This window comes from Pseudomonas sp. IT-93MI4 (genome assembly GCF_949767635.1).
In the GTDB taxonomy this organism is placed as follows: domain Bacteria; phylum Pseudomonadota; class Gammaproteobacteria; order Pseudomonadales; family Pseudomonadaceae; genus Aquipseudomonas; species Aquipseudomonas putida_A.
In genome coordinates, this window is sequence record NZ_CATKPP010000057.1 from 120,613 (window position 1) to 141,877 (window position 21,265).

Annotated in this window: 19 protein-coding genes; 11 read left to right on the forward strand and 8 right to left on the reverse strand. The window is 61.2% G+C overall.

Annotated features, from left to right (window positions below; translation table 11 throughout):
• Positions 1-27 precede the first annotated feature (27 nt).
• The 5 genes from ACM6I7_RS25015 to ACM6I7_RS25035 all read left to right on the forward strand — a co-directional run bounded on the left by ACM6I7_RS25015 (position 28) and on the right by ACM6I7_RS25035 (position 5,507).
• Positions 28-1,467: a PLP-dependent aminotransferase family protein gene (locus ACM6I7_RS25015; RefSeq protein ID WP_003226969.1), complete on the forward strand. Its 1,440-nt coding sequence runs from the start codon at positions 28-30 to the stop codon at positions 1,465-1,467.
• 78 nt (positions 1,468-1,545) lie between these two features.
• On the forward strand, positions 1,546-2,034 hold the full coding sequence (locus ACM6I7_RS25020; protein WP_103369250.1) for a translation initiation factor 2: 489 nt from the start codon (positions 1,546-1,548) through the stop codon (positions 2,032-2,034).
• A 165-nt stretch (positions 2,035-2,199) separates the two neighbouring features.
• Positions 2,200-2,454, forward strand: a complete 255-nt coding sequence (locus ACM6I7_RS25025) for a YkgJ family cysteine cluster protein (RefSeq protein ID WP_027612393.1) — start codon at positions 2,200-2,202, stop codon at positions 2,452-2,454.
• 41 nt (positions 2,455-2,495) lie between these two features.
• Complete coding sequence (locus tag ACM6I7_RS25030) at positions 2,496-3,101, forward strand: START domain-containing protein (protein ID WP_027612394.1); 606 nt, start codon at positions 2,496-2,498, stop codon at positions 3,099-3,101.
• A gap of 312 nt (positions 3,102-3,413) precedes the next feature.
• Positions 3,414-5,507 (forward strand): LTA synthase family protein, encoded by a 2,094-nt coding sequence (locus ACM6I7_RS25035; protein ID WP_027612395.1) that lies wholly within the window; start codon positions 3,414-3,416, stop codon positions 5,505-5,507.
• Positions 5,508-5,564: 57 nt separating this feature from the next.
• On the opposite strand, the gene ACM6I7_RS25040 is transcribed toward ACM6I7_RS25035, so the two are convergent.
• A complete protein-coding gene (locus ACM6I7_RS25040; RefSeq protein ID WP_169432680.1) occupies positions 5,565-5,723 on the reverse strand; it encodes a DUF3309 family protein in 159 nt (52 codons plus the stop codon).
• Positions 5,724-6,046: 323 nt separating this feature from the next.
• Here ACM6I7_RS25040 and ACM6I7_RS25045 point away from each other — a divergent pair, with 323 nt between their 5' ends.
• The 3 genes from ACM6I7_RS25045 (at position 6,047) to csrA (ending at position 7,590) form a co-directional block, all read left to right on the forward strand.
• Positions 6,047-6,862 (forward strand): SDR family oxidoreductase, encoded by an 816-nt coding sequence (locus ACM6I7_RS25045; protein ID WP_097088415.1) that lies wholly within the window; start codon positions 6,047-6,049, stop codon positions 6,860-6,862.
• A 63-nt stretch (positions 6,863-6,925) separates the two neighbouring features.
• Positions 6,926-7,258, forward strand: a complete 333-nt coding sequence (locus ACM6I7_RS25050; RefSeq protein ID WP_003226957.1) for a YnfA family protein — start codon at positions 6,926-6,928, stop codon at positions 7,256-7,258.
• Positions 7,259-7,404: 146 nt separating this feature from the next.
• Positions 7,405-7,590: a carbon storage regulator CsrA gene (gene csrA / locus ACM6I7_RS25055; protein ID WP_027612397.1), complete on the forward strand. Its 186-nt coding sequence runs from the start codon at positions 7,405-7,407 to the stop codon at positions 7,588-7,590.
• Here csrA and ACM6I7_RS25060 read toward each other — a convergent pair.
• From ACM6I7_RS25060 to mnmC, 5 genes are all read right to left on the reverse strand, one after another.
• A complete protein-coding gene (locus ACM6I7_RS25060) occupies positions 7,587-7,814 on the reverse strand; it encodes a YheU family protein (protein WP_003192759.1) in 228 nt (75 codons plus the stop codon). The genes csrA and ACM6I7_RS25060 overlap by 4 nt on opposite strands.
• Positions 7,815-7,984: 170 nt before the next feature.
• Positions 7,985-9,175, reverse strand: coding sequence for an osmoprotectant NAGGN system M42 family peptidase (locus tag ACM6I7_RS25065; RefSeq protein ID WP_027612398.1), 1,191 nt, complete (start codon positions 9,173-9,175; stop codon positions 7,985-7,987).
• 165 nt (positions 9,176-9,340) lie between these two features.
• Positions 9,341-11,089: an N-acetylglutaminylglutamine synthetase gene (gene ngg, locus ACM6I7_RS25070; RefSeq protein ID WP_027612399.1), complete on the reverse strand. Its 1,749-nt coding sequence runs from the start codon at positions 11,087-11,089 to the stop codon at positions 9,341-9,343.
• 3 nt (positions 11,090-11,092) lie between these two features.
• Complete coding sequence (locus tag ACM6I7_RS25075) at positions 11,093-12,865, reverse strand: N-acetylglutaminylglutamine amidotransferase (RefSeq protein ID WP_047598738.1); 1,773 nt, start codon at positions 12,863-12,865, stop codon at positions 11,093-11,095.
• Between the two features lie 149 nt (positions 12,866-13,014).
• Positions 13,015-14,994, reverse strand: coding sequence for a bifunctional tRNA (5-methylaminomethyl-2-thiouridine)(34)-methyltransferase MnmD/FAD-dependent 5-carboxymethylaminomethyl-2-thiouridine(34) oxidoreductase MnmC (gene mnmC, locus ACM6I7_RS25080; RefSeq protein WP_414889462.1), 1,980 nt, complete (start codon positions 14,992-14,994; stop codon positions 13,015-13,017).
• A 335-nt stretch (positions 14,995-15,329) separates the two neighbouring features.
• On the opposite strand from mnmC, the gene pap reads away from it, so the two are divergent.
• Together pap and ACM6I7_RS25090 are read left to right on the forward strand one after the other, a co-directional pair.
• Positions 15,330-16,844, forward strand: coding sequence for a polyphosphate:AMP phosphotransferase (pap, locus tag ACM6I7_RS25085; RefSeq protein WP_139054910.1), 1,515 nt, complete (start codon positions 15,330-15,332; stop codon positions 16,842-16,844).
• 103 nt (positions 16,845-16,947) lie between these two features.
• Positions 16,948-18,132: a thiolase family protein gene (locus ACM6I7_RS25090; protein WP_414889463.1), complete on the forward strand. Its 1,185-nt coding sequence runs from the start codon at positions 16,948-16,950 to the stop codon at positions 18,130-18,132.
• Between the two features lie 110 nt (positions 18,133-18,242).
• Here ACM6I7_RS25090 and ACM6I7_RS25095 read toward each other — a convergent pair whose 3' ends face one another.
• Positions 18,243-18,437 (reverse strand): DUF6316 family protein, encoded by a 195-nt coding sequence (locus ACM6I7_RS25095; RefSeq protein ID WP_115989173.1) that lies wholly within the window; start codon positions 18,435-18,437, stop codon positions 18,243-18,245.
• A gap of 209 nt (positions 18,438-18,646) precedes the next feature.
• On the opposite strand from ACM6I7_RS25095, the gene ACM6I7_RS25100 reads away from it, so the two are divergent.
• On the forward strand, positions 18,647-19,606 hold the full coding sequence (locus ACM6I7_RS25100; protein ID WP_183785961.1) for a DMT family transporter: 960 nt from the start codon (positions 18,647-18,649) through the stop codon (positions 19,604-19,606).
• Between the two features lie 113 nt (positions 19,607-19,719).
• Here ACM6I7_RS25100 and ACM6I7_RS25105 read toward each other — a convergent pair whose 3' ends face one another.
• The gene (locus ACM6I7_RS25105) at positions 19,720-21,114 is read right to left on the reverse strand and encodes a class II fumarate hydratase (protein WP_414889464.1); all 1,395 of its coding nucleotides are present in this window, start codon (positions 21,112-21,114) and stop codon (positions 19,720-19,722) included.
• Between the last annotated feature and the right edge of the window lie 151 nt (positions 21,115-21,265).

Sequence of the window (21,265 nt, forward strand, 5' to 3'; positions counted from 1 at the left end):
AATGCCCGTGAAATCGAGTGCTGCGTCATGACCAACCTCTTGCTCTATCAGCGTATTGCTCAACAACTGGCGGAAGACATCCGGCGCGGTGTCTATCAGCCCGGAGAACGCGTGCCGTCGGTGCGCAAGATGAGTTCGCAGCTCAATGTCAGCCATGCAACGGTGTTGCAGGCTTACGCCAATCTCGAAGATCAGGGCCTGATCCGTGCACGGCCGCAGTCCGGTTACTACGTGCACCAGACCCCGGCACTGACAGCGCCGACCCCGGACATCGCCCGGGTCGAGCGGCCAGGCCTGGTCACCCGCGCCAGCATCATTCAGCAAGTGTTGGTCGAATCGCGGCGCGAAGGGGTGTTCCCGTTGGGCGCTGCGGTGCCGAGTGTCGATTACCTCCCGGTGCGCGCGCTACATCAACAACTGGCCAAGGTCACCCGATTCCATAGTCCGCGCGCGTTCAGTTACATGTTCAGCCCGGGTTTCGAACCGCTGCGTCGGCAAGTGGCGATCCGCATGCGCGATGCCGGGGTCGTCGTCGATCCTTCAGAAGTGGTGATCACCCACGGGTGTGTCGATGCGCTGCAGATGTCGCTGCGGGTGCTGACTCGTCCGGGCGACCTGATCGCCGCCGAATCGCCAACCTATTACGGTCTGCTGCAACTGGCCGACCTGCTGGGCCTGAAAGTGATCGAGATCCCCAGCGATCCGGCCACGGGCATGAGCCTCGAAGCCCTGCAACTGGCGGCGAACCAATGGTCAATCAAGGCGCTGGTTCTGACCACTCGCCTGAGCAATCCACTGGGCGGAACCATGCCGGAAGAACGGCAGAAACAACTGCTGCGTCTGGCCTCGGACTTCGATATCCAGATCGTCGAAGACGACATCTACGGCGAGTTGATGTTCGAACAGGGCCGCACCAAAGCCCTCAAGGCCTACGATCGACTGGATCGGGTGATCTACTGCTCGAGTTTTTCCAAGACGTTGTCGCCGGGTGTGCGCGTCGGCTGGATGATCGCCGGCAAGTATCAGCAGGAAATCCAGCGTCTGCAGACCTTCACCACGCATTCGGCGTGCAGCGTCACGCAAATGGCGATTGCCGCTTATCTGGAAAATGGCGGTTATGACCGGCATTTACGGTACATCCGCCAGGAATACCGAAAAAACCTCAGCGCGTTCCAGTTGGCGGTGCAGCAGTACTTCCCCGAAGGCACGCAAATGACCCGGCCCACGGGCGGTTTCATCCTCTGGGTGAGTCTGCCGGGCAGGGTCAATACACAGGAATTGCATGTCCGCGCCTTGCAGCAGGGCATCAGTATTGCGCCGGGGCTGATCTTCAGTAATACCGAGCAGTTCAACCACTGCATCCGCCTGAACTGCGGCACGCCGTGGAATCGCGAGGCAGAAAGGGCGCTGATGACCCTCGGTTTGCTGGCGACTCAACTGTGTCAGGAAACCGCAGGCGGTTTCTGAACGAGTGGCGCACCGCGCTTGTCTTGTGACGCTCAACAGGCGAGCATATGGCCCTCTGCCGTTAGTGTTGTGGGGCTCATGAAAGCGATTTTGCCTGCTGCCTGGATTTTGCTTGGTGTGTTGACGATGGGCCATGCGCCCGGTGTCATGGCAGCCGCCGTTCAGGAAAAGCCTGCGGCGTCAGCTCCGGCGAGTAAAACGGCCAGCAAAGCCGTTGCGGACAAGAAAGCTCAGACGAAGAAAGCCCCGCAGAAGAAAGCGGCCCCGGTGAAGAAGCGGCCCCCGATTGCCTCCAAGTCAAAACCGGCCAGTGAAGTGGCTAAAACCAGGCTGCCGCCGGCCAAACTGGACCTGAGCCTGCCCAAAGACATGGTCCAGCAGCTCAAACCTGCCGGTACCGTGCCGATGCCCAAACACGAGGCGATCCTGCCGCAGATGTTTGGCGAGAAGAACAGCGGCTTCCAGCTCAATGGCCGCCTGCTCAGCAATGAAATGCAGTTGCAGCTGCGCAACGAAGAGCGCCGCGAAGTCGAAGGCGCAGCGCTGGATTTCGAGTTCAAGCAATAAATTCAATCGACCCGTGACCCGCAGACCAGACGCTTTGTCGGAGACTGGTCAGTCACATTCAGTTATCGGTAAAAACCCCGGTCCAGGGAATTTGAAACAACCGTTTTAGCGGTTACTCTGTCCGTGTCTCTTTAACACATTGCCCGTCGCGAGGACTTGCTCGTCATGAAATGCCGTGAAGGCTGTGGCGCTTGCTGCATTGCCCCGTCCATCAGCTCTGCCATTCCGGGCATGCCCAACGGCAAACCTGCCGGCGAACGTTGCGTGCAACTCTCGGTCGAAAACCTGTGCAGCATTTTCGGCCAGCCGGAGCGTCCGGCGGTCTGTTCAGGATTCGCCGCCGATGTCGAAGTCTGCGGCAGCAGCTCGGAAGAAGCGATCAGGTTGATCGGCTGGTGGGAGCAGATGACGGCGGCGTGATGTGTCAAACGAACGGAACTTCAACAATAAGGAATAAGACTATGGGTTCGCTGCATCGTATCGCTGTGTTGTGTGGTTTGACCGCTGTGCTGGCTACTTCGATGGCTCAGGCCGAAGACTGGAAGGTCGCCAAGGAACAGGACGGGATCAAGGTCTCGCTGGCCGAAGTGCCGGGTTCCGATTACAAGTCCTATCAGGGGGTTGCCCTGATGAAGACCACCGTTGCCAAACTGCGTGCCTTGCAGGAAGACGTGGCCGGAGCCTGCGCGTGGATTCACGAATGCAAAACCCAGAAACTGCTCAAGCACGAGGGCGATCAGAGCTGGACCTACACCCAGTTCAATACGCCGTGGCCAGTGACCCCACGTGATTCGGTGTTGCACATCACCACCGTTGAGGGCGCCGATGGCAGCCTGACCCGCAACCTCGAAGGCGTGCCGAAGTACCTTCCCGAAGAGAAAGGCTTTGTCCGTGTCGCTCAGGTCAAAGGCTTCTGGAAGTTCGTACCCAAAGGTGATCAAGTCGAAGTGACCTATCAGGTGCACACCGAGCCCGGCGGCAGCGTGCCGAGCATGATCGCCAACAAGTTCGTGGTCGATGCGCCGTTCAATACGCTGAAAGCCCTGAAAGAACGCGCCGAGAAGTAATTCTTCGCGCTGACAGCAAAACGCCCCGACCGAATCGGGGCGTTTTGTTTTGTCGTTATATTGTGTTTCCAGATATGCGTTGGACGAAATTTTCACAAAGTGTTCCAGACAATTCGCCCGCGCAACTCGGTTTGTCCCCCGTCCGAATGCTTGTATGAAAGAGTCGGGCAATGGGGCAGTAATCAATGGCAATGCTGCCGTTGATCGTGCAACATTTGCGCACCGCGCACGCCCCGGGGCCTGGAATGGCCAAAAGAGGGCATGGCGCCGCTGTATTTTGCAACTTCAACTTCCAATGGGTCCTAAAACGACATGGCAAACCCGGACGCCCTGAATCAGCAGCGATCTTCCACTCGCCTGCTGCAACCGACCGTCAAATCGCATCTGGCCTACACGCTGCTGTGTGCCCTGGTCATGATGGTGATGTTTTCCGTGCTGCGCCTCGCGCTGCTGGTCTACAACCGCGAGATGATCCTCGATACCCCGGCTTCGACCTTCCTCGAAGCCTTCGCCAACGGCCTGCGTTTCGACCTGCGCCTGGTGGTTTACGTCTGCGTTCCGCTGGTGCTGGCGCTGTTCAGTGCCCGGGCGATGGCTGCGCGTGGCTTCTTCCGCCTGTGGCTGACCGTGGCGTCGAGCATCGCGCTGTTCCTCGGCCTGATGGAAATGGACTTCTACCGCGAGTTCCACCAGCGCCTCAACGGCCTGGTGTTCCAGTACGTGAAGGAAGACCCGAAAACCGTGATGAGCATGCTCTGGTACGGTTTCCCGGTAGTGCGTTACCTGCTGGCGTGGGTCATCGGCACCGTGATCCTGACCCTGGCCTTCAAGGGCGCCGACCGTGCGACCCGTCCACGCGGCCCGTTCAGCGGCGGCAACGTCGGCACCCGTCAGGTGGCGCCGTGGTACACCCGCCTGGCGGTGTTCGTGGTCTGCCTGCTGATCTGCGTCGTGGCCGCCCGTGGCACCCTGCGTCAGGGCCCGCCGCTGCGCTGGGGTGACGTGTACACCACCGAATCGAACTTCGCCAACCAGCTCGGCCTCAACGGCACGCTGTCGCTGATCGCCGCCGCCAAGGACCGCATGGGCGAGGACCGCGATAACATCTGGAAAGCCACCCTGCCGCAGGAACAGGCGCAGAAAGTGGTGCGCGAGATGCTGGTGATGCCGGACGACAAACTGGTCGATGCCGACATCGCTGCCGTGCGTCGTGACTACACGCCACCGGCCGACAAGACCCTGCCGATCAAGAACGTGGTCGTGATCCTGATGGAAAGCATGGCCGGTCACTCGGTCGGCGCCCTGGGCGCACCGGGCAACATCACACCTTACCTCGACAAACTGTCGAAGGAAGGTCTGCTGTTCGACCGCTTCTTCTCCAACGGCACCCATACCCACCAGGGCATGTTTGCGACCATGGCGTGCTTCCCGAACCTGCCAGGTTTCGAATACCTGATGCAGACCCCGGAAGGCAGCCACAAGCTGTCCGGTCTGCCGCAGCTGCTCAGCGCGCGCAAGTATGACGACGTGTATGTCTACAACGGCGACTTCGCCTGGGACAACCAGTCGGGCTTCTTCAGCAACCAGGGCATGACCAACTTCGTTGGCCGTAACGACTTCGTCAATCCGGTGTTCTCCGATCCGACCTGGGGCGTGTCCGACCAGGACATGTTCGACCGTGGTCTGCAGGAGCTGAAGGCACGGGAAAACGGCAAGCCGTTCTACGCGCTGCTGCAAACCCTGTCCAACCACACGCCGTACGCCTTGCCGACGCCATTGCCGGTCGAGCGCGTGACCGATCGCGGCAGCCTCAACGAACACCTGACCGCCATGCGTTACGCCGACTGGGCGCTGGGTCAGTTCTTCGAGAAGGCACGCAAAGAGCCGTACTTCAAGGAAACCCTGTTCGTCATCGTCGGCGACCACGGTTTCGGCAACGAACGCCAGATCACCGAAATGGACCTGGGCCGCTTCAACGTGCCGATGCTGATGATCGCCCCGGGCATTCAGGAAAAATTCGGCACCCGTGACCACACCGTGGGTACGCAGATCGACATCGTGCCGACCATCATGGGCCGTCTGGGTGGCGAAGTGCGTCATCAGTGCTGGGGGCGTGACCTGCTCAACCTGCCGGCCGGCGACACCGGTTTCGGTGTGATCAAGCCGTCGGGCAGCGAGCAGACCACCGCCATCGTCACTGCCGACCAGATCCTGGTGCTGCCGAAAGAGAAGGAAATGGCGCCGAAGATCTACCAGTACCAACTGGGCGCGAACCCTTCTGCCGAGATCATTCCGGACGCACCGCGTACCGCCGAACTGAAGCTCAAGCTTGAGGCGTTCCTGCAAACGGCGACCAAGAGCCTGATGGACAACACTGCCGGTGTGATCAACGGCAAGCCGGACTGATAAAACCGCTGCATAAAAAAGAGGCCCCTGAGGGCCTCTTTTTTTTGTCTTGGGGTTTTATATCCTGCCAAGTAACAGCAAGACCAACAGCACCACCAACACCACGCCGATAATGCCCGAAGGACCATAACCCCAACTTCTGGAGTGCGGGAAGACCGGCAGACCACCGATCAGCAACAGGATCAGGATGATGATAAGAATTGTGCCCATGTCGATTTCCTTGTTTATAGCGTTCGAGAAGACTTGGTGTTCAAGGGCGACTGGAGGCTAACTAATTCCAGACGGCTTACAAATTCCGACTGGTGCGAATGAAAGAAAATTCAATGTTTTTTTAATGTATTTGGATTACTCGTTTATTTCCTTTAAAGCGCGAGATCAAAAGATCGCAGCCTTCGGCAGCTCCTATAGGGAACTGATGCAGGAGCTGCCGAAGGCTGCGATCTTTTGATCCTGTATTCAGCAATCTGATGGAGCGTGGGTGGCCAGTGTTCCTTCGCTACACTCCGTGCATCTCCTACGGAACAACAAGGCTGTCTGCTATGCAAAATCGCATGATGATCACGGGTGCGGGCTCAGGTTTGGGTCGCGAAATCGCGCTGCGCTGGGCGCGTGAAGGCTGGCAGCTGGCCTTGTCCGACGTCAGCGAACCTGGCCTGCAGGAAACCCTGAAGCGGGTGCGCGAGGCCGGTGGCGATGGTTTCACCCAACGTTGCGATGTGCGTGATTACAGCCAGCTCACCGCGTTTGCCCAGGCTTGCGAAGTGAAGCTGGGCGGCATCGATGTGATCGTCAACAACGCCGGTGTGGCGTCCGGCGGATTCTTCAGCGAACTGTCGCTGGAGGATTGGGACTGGCAGATCGCGATCAACCTGATGGGGGTGGTCAAGGGCTGCAAGGCGTTCCTGCCGCTGCTCGAACAGAGCAAAGGCAAGATCATCAACATCGCTTCGATGGCTGCACTGATGCAGGGCCCGGCGATGAGCAACTACAACGTGGCCAAGGCCGGTGTAGTGGCGCTGTCGGAAAGTTTGCTGATCGAACTGGCGCAGCAGGAAGTCAGCGTGCATGTGGTCTGCCCGTCGTTCTTCCAGACCAACTTGCTCGACTCCTTCCGTGGCCCGACGCCGGCCATGAAAGCCCAGGTCGGCAAGTTGCTGGAAAGTTCGCCGATCACGGCTGCCGACATTGCTGACTATATCTATCAGCAAGTGGCGGCCGGCGAGTTCATGATCCTGCCGCACGAGCAGGGGCGCATGGCCTGGGCGATCAAACAGAAGAACCCGCAACTGATCTACAACGAAATGACCACCATGGCCGATAAAATGCGCGCCAAGGCCAGACAAACCAACGGCTGAACTTGCCCCGAGGATGTTGCGTCGTTAGGGTGGCCGCAATGGTCACCCTGTCGAGACGCATCAATGCTCAATTACCTGTGGTTCTTCCTCGCGGCGCTGTTTGAAATCGCCGGTTGTTTCGCCTTTTTCATGTGGCTGCGTCAGGGCAAAAGTGCCTTGTGGGTGATCCCGGCGCTGCTCAGCCTGACCCTGTTCGCGCTGTTGTTGACCCGCGTCGAAGCGGCTTATGCCGGGCGCGCCTATGCCGCCTATGGCGGGATCTACATCGTCGCGTCGATCGGCTGGCTGGCGGTGGTCGAGCGCGTTCGCCCTTTGGGTTCGGACTGGATCGGCGTGGCGCTGTGCGTGATCGGCGCGAGCGTGATTCTGTTCGGGCCGCGATTTTCCGCGGCTTGAGGCGAGACTGTTTAGCGATTTGCAGGAAACGTCTGACGGGCGCGGCGCTTGTGGGTGTAGGGCAAGACTGAATTGCTCTGCGTGCATTGTCGAGCGGGCGTCCACCGCGCATCTTCAGGGCTGGCTAACCCTGAAGGATAAATTCCATGCTTGTACTCAGCCGTGTAGTGGGCGAGTTGATTTCCATCGGTGACGACATATCCGTGCGCGTGTTGTCAGTCAACGGCTCCAGTGTGCGCTTCGGTGTCGAGGCGCCGCAGAAGGTCAATGTGCACCGTTCTGAAGTCTATCAGCGGATCCAGCGCAAACAGGTCACCGAAAAGGTCCGCTAGTCGAACAGATGCTTGGGCACATCGTGTTTGAGCATCAACTGGCATTGCTCGCTTTCCGGGTCGAAGACGATCAGCGCCTGGCCTTTGGTCAGCGCCTGGCGCACGCGCAGCACGCGGGTTTCCAGCGGTGTGTCATCACCGTTGTCGGTGCCGTCGCGGGTGACGAAGTCCTCGATCAGGCGGGTGAGGGTGTCGACTTCAAGAGCGTCGTAGGGAATCAGCATGGGCACCTCGGCTAAATCAATGGCGGGATGCTACGGCGATTGAGGGTTGGCTGCCAGTTTTGTGTGGTTTGTACCGGCCTCATCGCGAGCAGGCTCACTCCTACAAGGAAATGCGTTCCAACTGTAGGAGTGAGCCTGCTCGCGATAGCCATAGTTCAGATAACAAGGATTCAACTGTCGGAACGCTGCCCTACCAGACTGTCCACCGACGGCACTCGCGTATCGCTCTCCATCTGTGTCTCATGTTCGATCTGGTGACTGAAGCGATCCAGCGAAGCATTGGCCGGCGCCGCATCGCTGGCAAATACCGGCGGACTCAGAATGTACGCCCCGAGCAAACGACTGAGCGCCGCCAGACTGTCGATGTGCGTACGTTCATAACCATGGGTCGCATCACAGCCGAAGGCCAGCAGGGCGGTGCGGATATCGTGCCCGGCAGTCACCGCCGAATGCGCGTCGCTGAAGTAATAGCGGAACAGGTCGCGCCGTACCGGCAGTTCGTTTTCCCCGGCCAGACGCAGCAAATGCCGCGACAGGTGATAGTCGTAAGGCCCGCCGGAATCCTGCATTGCCACGCTCACCGCGTGTTCGCTGGAGTGCTGGCCCGGCGCGACCGGCGCGATGTCGATGCCGACGAACTCGCTGACATCCCACGGCAAGGCTGCCGCCGCACCGCTGCCGGTTTCCTCGGTGATGGTGAACAGCGGGTGACAGTCGATCATCAATTCCTGACCGCTCTCGACGATGGCTTTGAGCGCAGCGAGCAACGCCGCAACCCCGGCCTTGTCGTCGAGGTGTCGGGCACTGATGTGACCGCTGTCGGTGAACTCCGGCAGCGGGTCGAACGCCACCACGTCGCCGACGCTGATGCCCAGCGAGTCGCAATCGGCCTTGGTCGCGCAGTAGGCATCCAGACGCAGCTCGACGTGATCCCAGCTGATCGGCATCTCGTCTACGGCAGTGTTAAACGCGTGCCCGGAGGCCATCAGCGGCAACACGCTGCCGCGTATCACGCCATTGTCGGTGAACAGGCTGACCCTGCTGCCCTCGGCAAACCGGCTCGACCAGCAACCGACCGGGGCCAGGGTCAGACGGCCGTTGTCTTTCACTGCACGCACGGCGGCGCCGATGGTGTCGAGGTGCGCGGAGACGGCGCGGTCGGGGCTGTTTTTCTTGCCCTTGAGGGTGGCGCGAATGGTGCCGCGACGGGTCATTTCGAAAGGGATGCCAAGTTCTTCCAGACGCTCGGCGACGTAGCGCACGATGGTGTCGGTGAACCCGGTAGGGCTGGGAATGGCGAGCATTTCCAGCAGGACTTTTTGCAGGTAGTTCAGATCCGGTTCAGGGATTTGAGTGGTCATGGAAACTCCTGATGAGTTGAGGCGCATCGATGGTTTCGATGAGGGAATTTGTGTTGCCTGTCAGGGCCTCATCGCTGGCAAGCCAGCTCCCACAGTGATTGGGTACACCGATAAACCTGTGGGAGCTGGCTTGCCAGCGATGGGGCCGGTTCAGGCGCTACATGATCAAGAAACAGCCGGCTGACTGTGCGGAAACAACAGATCGACAAATCGCTCTGCCGTCGGCTGCGGCTCGTGATTGGCCAGGCCGGCGCGTTCATTGGCTTCGATAAACACGTACTCGGACTGATCCGCCGCCGGCACCATCAAGTCGAGGCCAACCATCGGAATATCCAGCGCCCGCGCTGCGCGGACGGCGGCATCGACCAGGGTCGGGTGCAGGATTGCGGTGACATCTTCCAGCGTGCCACCGGTGTGCAGATTGGCCGTGCGACGGACGAACAGGTGCTCGCCCGCCGGCAGGATGCTGCTGTAGTCATACCCGGCCGCGTGCAGGGTGCGTTGGGTTTCGTGATCCAGCGGGATCTTGCTCTCGCCACTGGTAGCGGCTTGCCGACGCCGGCTCTGCGCCTCGATCAATGCACCGATCGAATGATGGCCGTCACCGACCACCTCGGCGGGACGACGAATCGCTGCCGCCACCACTTCAAAACCGATCACCAGAATCCGCAGGTCGAGGCCTTCGTGGAAGCTTTCCAGCAGTACGCGGCTGTCGAAACGCTTGGCAGCTTCGATGGCCTGCTGCACCTCTTCGATGCTCTGTAGATCCACCGCCACGCCCTGGCCTTGTTCACCGTCGAGCGGTTTGACCACCACACGCTGATGCTCGTCAAGAAACGCCAGGTTGTCGTCGGCGTTGCCCGCCAGTTGCTGCGAAGGCAGCTTCAGTCCGGCGCCTTTCAACACTTTGTGGGTCAGGCTCTTGTCTTGGCACAGACTCATGCTGATCGCGCTGGTCAGGTCGCTCAACGATTCGCGGCAACGTACCCGGCGCCCGCCATGGCTGAGGGTGAACAGCCCGGCTTCGGCATCGTCCACTTGCACATCGATGCCGCGCCGGTGCGCTTCCTCGACGATGATCCGCGCATAAGGGTTGAAGTTGGCTTCCGGCCCGGGCCCGAGGAACAGCGTCTGATTGATACCGTTCTTGCGTTTGATGGCGAAGGTCGAGAGGTTGCGAAAACCGAGCTTGGCGTAAAGATTTTTGGCCTGACGGTTGTCATGCAGCACCGACAGATCCAGATAACTCAGACCACGACTCATGAAGTGCTCGATCAAATGCCGCACCAGCACTTCACCGACACCGGGCCGCGAGCACTGCGGATCCACTGCCAGGCACCACAGGCTGCTGCCGTGTTCCGGATCGTTGAAGGCTTTCTGATGATTGAGGCCCATGACGCTGCCGATCACCGCGCCGCTATCTTCATCTTCGGCCAGCCAGTACACCGGACCGCCCTGATGATGCGGGGTCAGCCGTGTCGCATCGATCGGCAACATGCCGCGTGCCTGATACAGCAGATTGATCGCTTGCCAGTCCGCTTCGCTTTGCGCCCGACGAATGCGGAAGCCGCGAAACACGCGGGTGGCCTGGCGGTAATCGCTGAACCACAGGCGCAGAGTATCGGATGGGTCGAGAAACAGCTGCGTCGGTTCCAGACCGAGAATCTGTTGCGGTGCGGCAACGTACAGAGCGATATCGCGCTCGCCGGGCTGTTCGTTGAGCAGTTCCTGCGCCAGCGTCGCCGGGTCAGGGAAAGTGTGGCCGATCAGCAGCCGGCCCCAACCGCAATGCACGGCGATGGGGTCGGCGCCGAGTTCGCTGCCGTCTTCGGCCAGACGCGCCTGCAAGCGTTCATACGACGGTGTCTGACCGCGTATCAGGCGCTGATTGATCGCTGTGGCGTGAGGTTTCATCAATCAGATTCCTTGTTCACTGAGCCACAGGTTCAGGGCCGCCAGTTGCCACAGTTTCGAGCCGCGCAATGGCGTCAGTTGGCCTTGCGGATCAGTCAGCAATTTGTCGAGCATGGCCGGGTTGAACAGGCCACGATCCTGGCTCGGATCCAGCAGCAGTTCACGCACCCAGTTCAGGGTGTCGCCTTGCAAGTGCTTGAGGCCCGGCACCGGGAAATAGCCTTTCTTGCGGTCGATCACTTCGCTTGGAATCACCAGACGTGCAGCTTCTTTGAGTACCTGTTTGCCGCCGTCCGGTAGCTTGAACTGGCCGGGAATCCGCGCCGAGAGTTCCACCAGGCGATAGTCGAGAAACGGCGTGCGCGCTTCCAGGCCCCAGGCCATGGTCATGTTGTCGACACGTTTGACCGGGTCGTCCACCAGCATCACCGTGCTGTCCAGACGCAAGGCTTTATCGACTGCGGCATCGGCGCCGGGTTGGGCGAAGTGTTCTTTCACGAAGTCGCCGGCCGCGTCATTCGCGGTCAACCATTTCGGTTGCACGGTGGCGGCGTAGTCGTCGTAGCTGCGGTCGAAGAACGCCGCGCGATAGGCTGCGTATGGATCCGCCGCACCGTCGACTTGCGGGTACCAGTGATAACCGGCGAACAGTTCGTCGGCGCCCTGGCCGCTTTGCACCACTTTGCAGTGCTTGGCCACTTCGCGCGACAGCAGGTAGAAGGCGATGCAGTCGTGGCTGACCATCGGCTCGCTCATCGCACGGAACGCAGCGGGCAGTTGCTCGATGATCTCTTTTTCGTCGATGCGCAATTGATGATGTTGAGTGCCGTAGTGCTTGGCGATCAGATCGGAATACTGGAATTCATCGCCACGCTCGCCGCCGGCATCCTGAAAACCGATGGAAAAGGTCGACAGGTTCTCCACCCCGACTTCTCGCAGCAGGCCGACGAGCATGCTCGAATCGACACCGCCGGAAAGCAGCACGCCGACATCCACCGCTGCGCGTTGACGGATTGCCACGGCCTCGCGGGTGCTGTCGAGTACACGGTCGCGCCAGTCTTCGAGGGTCAGATTTTTCTCGTCGTCGTGTGGGCCGTAGGGCAGGGTCCACCAGGTTTTCTGCTCGGTGCGGCCATCGGCTTCGACGCGCATCCAGGTCGCTGGCGGCAGCTTTTCGATGCCCGCGAGCAAGGTGCGTGGAGCCGGCACCACCGCATGGAAATTCAGGTAGTGATTGAGCGCCACCGGATCGAGGATCGGGTTTATGTCGCCGCCCTTGAGCAGCGCCGGCAGGGCCGAGGCAAAGCGCAAACGCTGGCCGGTGCGCGACAGGTACAAAGGCTTCACGCCGAGACGGTCGCGAGCGATGAACAGGCGCTGGGCATCACGCTCCCAGATGGCGAACGCGAACATGCCGTTGAGCTTGGGCAGCAGCGCTTCGCCCCAGGCGTGGTAGCCCTTGAGCAGCACTTCGGTGTCGCCACCGGAATAGAAGGCGTAGCCCAGCGCTTCAAGTTCGGCGCGCAGTTCCGGGAAGTTGTAGATCGCGCCGTTGAAGGCCAGGGACAAACCGAGCTGGCTGTCGATCATCGGCTGCGCCGAGCCGTCCGACAGGTCCATGATTTTCAGGCGACGATGGCCCAGGGCAATCGGCCCTTGGGCATGGAAGCCCCACGCGTCGGGGCCGCGAGGGGCCAGGTGATGGGTGATTCGCTCTACCGCTGCAAGGTCTGCAGGTTGATGATCAAAACGTAACTCGCCAGCTAATCCGCACATAAAGTCCTTACCGGTTTTTCCGTTGGGGAGGGGTGATTCAAGTCAGGCCAAAATGGCCGGTACTCAGAAACTGACCCGCTGCAGATGTGGGAGTTTTAGAACGATGAGTTATAAGAGGGTGCGACTGACCAGCGGCCAGTCGCGATTTTTCATTTGCCGCGAATCAACGTGCGCAGTGCAAAACGATTGGGATGGCAGGCCTCGGCGACGCTTCGGGGCAGTGGCAGCGGCTCGTTGTCCAGCCACGCCGCGAGCAGTTCGCCAGACAGCGGCGCGGTGATCAGCCCGCGTGAACCGTGGCCACTGTTGACGTACAGGCCATCGAGCCACGGGCAGGCGATGTCCGGCACTTGTCGCGCGTCCTTGCTCAACGCGGCGTAGGCCTGAGCGAAGGCTGTGCGGTCGGCGAGGGGGCCGACGATCGGCAGATAGTCGGGACTGGTGCAGCGGAATGCGGCGCGTCCCTCCAGTGTTTCCGGGGGCAGTTGATTGATGTGCAGGCGCGCCACCAGATCGCTGGAGATCTCTTCGAGCATCGCCAGATTGCCCAGGTGTTCGGCGGTGGTCGGGGTCAGGTCGTCGCTGTTGAAGTCGAAACTCGCACCCAGCGTGTGTTCGCCCAAGCGTGCCGGCGCGACATAACCTTCGGCGCAGACCACGGTGCGCAGTGTCTGGCTCTCGGTGGTTTGCGGCAGGCGCGTGATCTGCCCGCGAATGCGCTTGAGCGGCAACTCGGCACTTTGCGCAAAGCGTTTGATCTCCGCCGCGCCGGCCAATATCACCACCGGCGCGCTGGCGAGCACGCGCTCGCCGTCGAGGGCTTGCCACTGACCTTCGACCTTGCGCAGTTCCAGCGCATCGTGATGCTTGAGCAGTTCGATGTTTGCTTGCGCGGCTTGCGCCTGGCACAGCGCGGGTGGATGCACCCAGCCCCCTTCGGGGTAGAACAGCCCGCCGTGTGCCAGCGCAATCCCGGCTTGGATTTCGGCTTGCGGCTGATCAAGCCAGTGCACCAGATCTTCCGGGAATGCCGCGGCCAGTTGCGCCTGACGCTCGGCTTCTTTGGCATTGAACGCCAGTTGCAGCACGCCGCAATCGTTCCAGTCGGTGCCGCGTTGCAGGGTTTCCAGCAGACGGCGGGTGTAGCCGAAGCCGCTGACAATCAGTTGCGACAACGCGGTGCCGTGGGCCGACAACTTCAGGTACAGCACGCCCTGCGGATTGCCCGACGCTTCCTGTGCCACGGCCTCGTGACGCTCCAGCAGACTGACTTGCCAGCCGCGCGCGGCGAGGCTGGCAGCGGTCGCACAACCGGCCAGCCCGGCGCCGATCACCAGCGCCCGACGCTCGCCGGTCAGCGGGGCAGGGCGAGCGAACCACGGTTTGTCCGGCAGTGGTGGCGCGACGTCCTGCGGCCAGCCGAGAAACTCGCCGCGCAGGATTTCCCACTTGTGGCCGATGCCCGGCGTGCGTTTCATCTTGAAGCCGGCAGCGTTGAGCAGGCGCCGCACCCAGCCGGTGCTGGTAAAGGTGCTGATGGTCGAGCCCGGCGCGGCCAGTCGAGCCAATTCGACGAACAGTTCAGCGGTCCACATGTCGGGGTTTTTCGCCGGGGCGAAACCGTCGAGAAACCACGCATCAATCTGCGCATCGAGTTGCGGCAGTTGCTCCAGCGCATCGCCGATCAGCAGCGTCAGCGTCACGCGGCCATTGCCGAGAATGATCCGCTGAAAGCCCTGATGGATCGCCACGTACTGCGTCAGCAGTTGATCGGCCAGTGGCTTGAGCTGCGGCCACAAGGCCAGCGCCCGTTGCAGATCGGCCGGGCTCAACGGGTATTTTTCGACGCTGACGAAATGCAGCCGCGCACCGGCCACCGCGTGCTGTTCGAACAACTGCCAGGCGCAAAGGAAATTCAGCCCGGTGCCGAAGCCGGTTTCGCCGATCACCAGCCGCCCGTGCGCCGGCAGCGCGGCAAAGCGCTCGGCCAGACGGTTCTGTTCGAGGAACACGTAACGGGTTTCATCCAGCCCCGACTGGTCGGAAAAATACACATCATCGAACACCCGCGAACGTGGGCGTCCGTGGTCATCCCAGTCGAGTTGGGCGTGGGGCAATACAGGTTTCATGGCAGGCTCGGCAACGACAAGGCGGCCATTCTAGCTGATCGGGCGGAGGGTGCTTGATCCATGGCAAGTGACCCTTGTGTCGAATGCAGGATCATCACCGGCTTTTGTGGCGAGGGAGCTTGCTCCCGCCGGGGTGCGCAGCAGCCCCAAAACCTGCGACCACAATTTATCTGGAGGATGGTGGTTGCAGATCTTGCGACTGCTGCGCAGCCGAGCGGGAGCAAGCTCCCTCGCCACAGGTTTTCATTCATTCAACTCAACTTTGTGGGGGAATTTCTCCTCCATCGCCATGCCCAATCCGCTAGTCTTGCTGAATCCTGGAAGGAGCCGTCCCCATGTTTGAATCCGCCGAAATCGGCCATGCCATCGACAAAGAGACTTACGACGCGGCTGTACCTGCCTTGCGTGAAGCACTGCTGGAAGCGCAGTTCGAGTTGCAGCAGCAGAAGCGTTTTCCGGTGATCATTCTGATCAATGGCATCGAAGGCGCGGGCAAGGGCGAGACCGTCAAGTTGCTCAACGAGTGGATGGACCCGCGCCTGATCGAGGTGCGCACCTTCGATCAGCAGACCGATGAAGAGCTGGCGCGGCCACCGGCGTGGCGTTACTGGCGGATGCTCCCGGCCAAGGGGCGGATGGGCGTGTTCTTCGGCAACTGGTACAGCCAGATGCTTCAAGGGCGGGTTCACGGGCTGTTCAAGGATCCACGCCTGGACCAGGCGATCAACGCCGCCGAGCGTCTGGAAAAAATGCTCTGCGATGAAGGCGCGCTGATCTTCAAGTTCTGGTTCCACCTGTCCAAGAAGCAGATGAAAGCGCGGCTCAAGGCGCTGGCCGACGACCCGCTGCACAGTTGGCGCATCAGCCCGCTGGACTGGCAGCAATCGCAGACCTACGACAAGTTCGTCAAATACGGCGAGCGCGTGCTGCGCCGCACCAGCCGCGACTATGCGCCGTGGCATGTCATCGAAGGCATGGACGCCAATTACCGCAGTCTGGCGGTCGGCAAGATCCTGCTCGAAGGCCTGCAGAATGCGCTCAAGCGCCCCGAGGTGCATACCGAAGAGGTCAACGCGGCGCCGTTGGGCACGGCGGTCGATCAACTCAACCTGCTCGACAGCCTCGACCTGAACCAGCGGCTGGAAAAGAAAGACTACGAAGAACAACTGATCACCGAGCAGGCGCGGCTGTCCGGGCTGATGCGCGATAAACGCATGCGCCGCCACGCACTGGTGGCGGTGTTCGAAGGCAACGATGCGGCGGGCAAGGGCGGGGCGATTCGCCGGGTGGCGGCGGCGCTCGATCCGCGTCAGTACAGCATCGTGCCGATTGCCGCGCCCACTGAAGAGGAGCGCGCGCAGCCGTATCTGTGGCGCTTCTGGCGGCATTTGCCGGCGCGGGGCAAGTTCACCGTGTTCGACCGCTCCTGGTATGGCCGGGTGCTGGTGGAGCGGGTCGAGGGCTTCTGCAGCCCGGCCGACTGGCTGCGGGCTTACAGCGAGATCAACGATTTCGAAGAGCAGATCGCTGACGCCGGGGTCATCGTCGTCAAGTTCTGGCTGGCGATCGACAAGGACACGCAGATGGAGCGCTTCCAGGCCCGCGAGCAGATTCCATTCAAGCGCTTCAAGATCACCGAGGACGACTGGCGCAACCGCGACAAGTGGGACGCCTACCGCGCCGCCGTGGGCGACATGGTCGACCGCACCAGCACCGAGATTTCGCCGTGGACGCTGGTCGAGGCCAATGACAAACGCTGGGCCCGGGTCAAGGTCTTGCGCACGATTAACCGAGCGCTTGAGGAAGCTTTCGCGAAGTCCGACAAACGCGCGAAAAAACACAAGGACTGAGCCGATGGACCCGCATACGCGGGGTGAATGATTGTCGCGGTCGGCGGTGAGGTGGACTTATGCTCGGTTCACTCTCCTCCGACAACAACAATTGAGGTATGCCATGCGTGTAGTGGTGATCGTCGACAGCGTGCGGACCGGCCTGGCCAAGTCCTTTCGCGGCAAGTTCAACCAGACCCGTCCCGACGACATGGCGGCCCATTGCATCAACGCGCTGCTGTCGCGCAATGACATCGACCCGGCCAGCGTCGAGGACTGCATTGTCGGCGCCGGATCCAACGAGGGCGCGCAGGGTTACAACATCGGCCGCAACGTGGCGGTGCTGTCGCGGCTGGGCACCGGCGTGGCCGGCATGACCCTCAACCGTTTCTGCTCGTCGGGGTTGCAGGCGATCGCGATTGCCGCCAACCAGATCGCCTCCGGTTGCAGCGACATCATTGTTGCCGGCGGCGTCGAATCAATCAGTCTGACCCTGAAAAGCGTCAACACCGATCACCTGATCAACCCGTTGCTCAAGCAGCAGGTGCCGGGCATCTACTACACCATGGGCCAGACCGCCGAAGTGGTTGCGCGCCGTTACGACGTCAGCCGCGAGGCGCAGGATCGTTACGCGCTGCAAAGCCAGTTGCGCACTGCCCAGGCGCAGGCGGCGGGGCTGTTCAATGATGAAATCGTGCCGATGACGGTCAAGTACCGGGTCGAGGACAAGAACAGTGGTGAGGTGCAGATCCTCGATGGCATCGTCGATCACGACGATTGCAATCGCCCGGACACCACTTACGAAAGTCTCGCCGGACTGAAACCGGTATTTGCCGAGGACGGTTCGGTGACGGCCGGCAACTCGTCGCAGCTGTCTGACGGCGCCTCGATGACGCTGGTGATGAGCCTGGAAAAAGCCCTGCAACTGGGGCTCAAGCCGAAGGCGTTTTTCCGTGGTTTCACCGTCGCCGGTTGCGAGCCGGACGAAATGGGCATCGGCCCGGTGTTCTCGGTGCCGAAACTGCTCAAGGCCAAAGGCTTGCAGGTGGCGGATATCGATCTGTGGGAACTCAACGAGGCGTTTGCTTCGCAATGCCTGTATGCCCGGGACCGGTTGGAAATCGACAACGACAAATACAACGTCAACGGCGGCTCGATTTCCATCGGCCACCCGTTCGGCATGACCGGGTCGCGGCAGGTCGGGCATCTGGTGCGCGAGTTGCAGCGGCGTAACCTGCGTTACGGCATCGTGACCATGTGCGTGGGGGGCGGGATGGGGGCGACGGGGTTGTTTGAGGCGGTGCGCTGAACCCTGGAAGGTGGGGTGGTTGATCTACCGCTTTCGCGAGCAGGCTCGCTCCCACATTGGAATGCATTCACCTGTGGGAGCGAGCCTGCTCGCGAAGAGATCGACCGGATTTACCGGTTGGAATCCAGAAGCTGCATCCGCGCGATATACGCCTGAATTTCCTGCTCAGCCTTATCCGGGGAATCGAACGGCCCCTCAAGGGTGTTCTCCCGCGTGCTGAAAAACAGTTCGCCATTGACCCGGCACAAACGGTCGCTGCGAAAGTGCGTGGCGGGGGCGCTGTCATCGGCGCGCATTCCGTACATGATCGGGCTCCTTGATTGATCCGTTACAGGGATCCAATCAGCTTATGCCTGAAGCACTTGACGTGCCTCGTCAGCCGATCAACGGCAAAGCGTCAATTTAATGCTGCGACCTGCACAGTTTCATTCGCGGCTTGGCCCGAACTGTCCCTGTGTTGCGTCTGTCGGCGGGCCTAGAATGACCGCTCTCGTCAGCAGGCATTGGGGTTCGCATGCACATTTCATCCGGTCGCTGGGTCTACGGTTTGTTCCTGGCGCTGCTGACGGCATTTTTGTGGGGCATCCTGCCGATCAAACTCAAACAGGTGCTGCTGGTGATGGACCCGATCACCGTGACCTGGTTTCGCCTGTTGGTGTCGGGCGGCTGCCTGTTCATCTACCTGGCGGCCACCCGACGGCTGCCGAGCCGCCAGGTGCTCGGCCCCCGGGGTGGCTGGCTGGTGCTGATGGCGGTGCTCGGGCTGGTGGGCAACTACGTGCTGTACCTGATGGGCCTTAACCTGCTCAGCCCCGGCACCGCGCAGTTGGTGGTGCAGATGGGGCCGATCATGTTGCTGATCACCAGCCTGTTTGTGTTCAAGGAGCGCTTCAGCATCGGTCAGGGCATTGGCCTGGCGGTGCTGCTGATCGGCTTTGTGCTGTTCTTCAATCAGCGTCTGGCTGAACTGCTCACCTCATTGTCGGACTACACCGCCGGCGTGTTGCTGGTGCTGCTGGCCTCGACAGTCTGGACCTTCTACGCACTGGGGCAGAAGCAATTGCTCACGGTGTGGAATTCGTTGCAGGTGATGATGGTGATCTACCTGTTCTGCGCGCTGTTGCTGACACCGTGGGTGCATCCGCTCGAAGCACTGGAACTGAGCCCGGTGCAGGGTTGGCTGTTGCTGGCGTGCTGCATGAACACGCTGATTGCCTACGGTGCCTTTGCTGAAGCACTGGCGCACTGGGAGGCCTCGCGGGTCAGTGCGACGCTGGCGATCACGCCGTTGGTGACCTTTGGCGCGGTAGCGATTGCCGCCGGGGTGTGGCCGGAATATGTGCATGCCGAGCAGATCAATGGGCTGGGTTATGGCGGGGCGGTGCTGGTGGTGCTGGGGTCGGCGCTGGTGGCGTTGGGGCCGTCGTTGATTGCCGGGTTGAAGGCGCGGCGGATGCGGATTGCAGCCAGTTAGACCGCGTTATCGTTTTTCGCGAGCAAGCCCGCTCCCACATTGGTACGGCGTACACCGATCAAAATGTGGGAGCGGGCTTGCTCGCGAAGGCGGCCTGTCAGGCGCTACAGGAATCAGCCCTTGGCGCCAGCCTCAATCATGTTCTCCGGCCGCACCCAGGCATCGAACTCTTCACTGGTCAGATACCCCAGCTGCAGCGCCGCCTCGCGCAAGGTCAGGCCCTCACCGTAAGCCTTCTTGGCGATTTCCGCCGACTTGTCGTAACCGATGTGCGGATTCAGCGCGGTCACCAGCATCAGACCGCGTTCCAGGTGCTGGGCCATGACCTGCGCGTCCGGCTCAAGGCCTGCAATGCAGTGCTGCTGGAAGTTGCTGCAACCGTCGGCGAGCAGGCGGATCGATTGCAGCAGGTTGTGAATGATCACCGGTTTGTACACGTTCAGTTGCAGGTGGCCCTGACTCGCCGCAATGCCGATGGTGACGTCGTTGCCCAATACTTGACAGGCGAGCATCGACAGCGCTTCGCACTGGGTCGGGTTGACCTTGCCGGGCATGATCGAACTGCCCGGCTCGTTCGCCGGCAGCTTGACTTCGGCAAAGCCTGCGCGAGGGCCGGAGCCGAGCAGGCGCAGGTCGTTGGCGATTTTCATCAGCGCCACGGCGAGGGTCTTCAAGGCGCCGGACAGACTGGTCAGCGGCTCATGCCCGGCCAGCGCGGCAAACTTGTTCGGCGCAGTGACGAAGGGCAGGCCGGACAGCGCGGCGAGTTCCGCGGCAATCGCTTCGCCAAAGCCGTGCGGCGAATTCAGGCCGGTGCCGACGGCAGTGCCGCCCTGCGCCAGTTCACACACCGCCGGCAGTGCGGCGCGAATCGCCCGTTCGGCGTAATCCAGCTGCGCTATAAACCCCGATAGCTCCTGACCGAAGGTGATCGGCGTCGCGTCCATCATGTGCGTGCGGCCGGTCTTCACCAGTTTCATGTGCCGTGCGGCCAATTCGGCCAGGCCGCCGGACAGCTCGGCGATCGCCGGCAGCAATTGCTCCTGCACGGCTTTGGCGGTGGCGATGCTCATGGCGGTGGGGAAGCAGTCGTTGGAGCTTTGCGAGCGGTTGACGTGATCGTTGGGATGCACCGGCGTCTTGCCGCCGCGCGGGTTGCCGGCCAGTTCGTTGGCGCGACCGGCGATCACTTCGTTGACGTTCATGTTGCTCTGGGTACCGCTGCCGGTCTGCCAGACCACCAGCGGAAACTGGTCGTCGTGCTGGCCGTCGAGGACTTCGTCGGCGGCTTGTTCGATCAGGCGGGCGATGTCGGCGGGCAGGTCGCCGTTGCGGTCGTTGACCCGGGCGGCGGCTTTCTTGATCAGGGCCAGGGCGTGCAGTACCGGCAGCGGCATGCGTTCCTGACCAATGGCGAAGTTGATCAGCGAGCGTTGCGTCTGAGCACCCCAGTAGGAATCGTCCGGGACTTCGATCTGGCCCAGGCTGTCGGTTTCGATACGGCTCATCGTGCACACTCCTGTTGGTCTGTTTGCGCAGTTTAGGCCCGGTCAGGCCCAGGTGGTTCCCTCGAACCGATTGTTGACCGGTAAAACCCGGGCAATCAAGCGCGGCAAGGCTCGGGGGTTGAGCCACGAGGTTTTTTAGGCGCAGAATGGT